Genomic DNA, 1,366 nt, shown 5'->3' with positions numbered 1-1,366 from the left:
GGGCGGAGCTATGGCTTTAGGCCGGGGCGTGGCTGCCACGACGCGATCGAAGCCATCTTCCATGTGGCCTCCAAGAAGACCGCCCGGAGGCTGTGGGCACTTGACGCAGACCTCTCGGCAGCCTTCGACCGCATCAGCCACCAACACATCATGGACTCGCTCGGCCTTTTCCCAGGGCGCGAGCAGGTCCGAGGATGGCTCGGGGCTGGCGTGATGGAGCAGAACTCGTTCGCGCACACGGTGGAGGGAACACCCCAAGGTGGGGTGATCAGCCCACTGTTGCTAAATGTGGCTCTGCACGGGATGGGCGATGCCGTGGGGGCCAACCAGCCCCTGAAACGCGGGAGGGACAAGTACTCTCCCCCGGCACTGATCAGATACGCCGACGATTTCGTGGGGCTCTGCTGCACGAAGGAAGAAGCGGAAGCCCTCAAGAACAAACTGTCAGACTGGCTGGATCCCAGAGGTCTTACCTTCAACGAGGAAAAGACGCGGATTGTCCACCTCGATGAAGGATTCGACTTTCTGGGCTTCACCGTCCGCCGGTTCGGGGACAAACTGATCATCAAGCCCAGCAAAGAAGCAGTACGACGCGCCAAGAGGAGAGTCAAAGAGATCATCCGGTTTCACCGGGGGCACCCGGAGGAGCTGCTGGTGCTCTCACTCAGCCCTTTTATCAGGGGGTGGGCGACCTACTACAGGCACGTGGTTTCGAGCGACACCTTCGGGAAGCTGGACACCTACACCTACACGGCCTTGAGGCGGTGGGCTCTTCACAGCCACCCGAACAAGACCGCCCGGTGGATCCGGGAAAGGTACTGGGGACAGTTCGCGCAGGGCAGGAGAGACACATGGGTATTCGGGAATCCGTCCCGTCACCTCCCCAAATTCTCCTGGACCAGCATCGTCCGGCATGTGGCCGTCAAGGGGGAAAGCTCCCGGGACGACCCAAGTCTGGAGGACTACTGGCGCAATCGAGCCCGGAAGCGGATGCCACAAGCAGAGTCCAAGCGGATTCTGCAACTGGCCTACCGGCAGAAGGGACTGTGCACCAGGTGCGGGCAGGACCTCATCGAAGGGGCAGGATTCGACCCCGACGATGTACGGGACTGGTCTCGGTGGTTCACGGCCTCCTACAGAGGAGTCCACGTGCATCACCTGGTCTACCGCAGCCGAGGTGGCTCCGATCACCTCAGCAACCTGGAAGTTATTCACGCGCAATGCCATCGGCAATTACATGCCGGTGACCGAAAGAAGGAGCTGGAATGATGGCCAAAGACCCGCTTGAGCCGGATGCCGCGACGAGTGGCACGTCCGGTTCTGAGGGGGCCGGGTCGTGGCAACACGACCCGGCTACCCGACTGCC

Annotated in this window: 1 protein-coding gene; it reads left to right on the top strand. The window is 61.6% G+C overall.

The annotated features are described in order from the left end of the window. Positions 1–1,269 (top strand): reverse transcriptase domain-containing protein (locus AB0C96_RS43055; RefSeq protein WP_362925760.1); only part of this gene is annotated, 1,269 nt, incomplete at its 5' end. Positions 1,270–1,366 lie beyond the last annotated feature (97 nt).

Source organism: Streptomyces sp. NPDC048506, from assembly GCF_040651315.1.
GTDB lineage: Bacteria > Actinomycetota > Actinomycetes > Streptomycetales > Streptomycetaceae > Streptomyces.
Note: the sequence above shows the minus strand (reverse complement) of the source record. Positions and strands in the feature narration are given on the sequence as shown.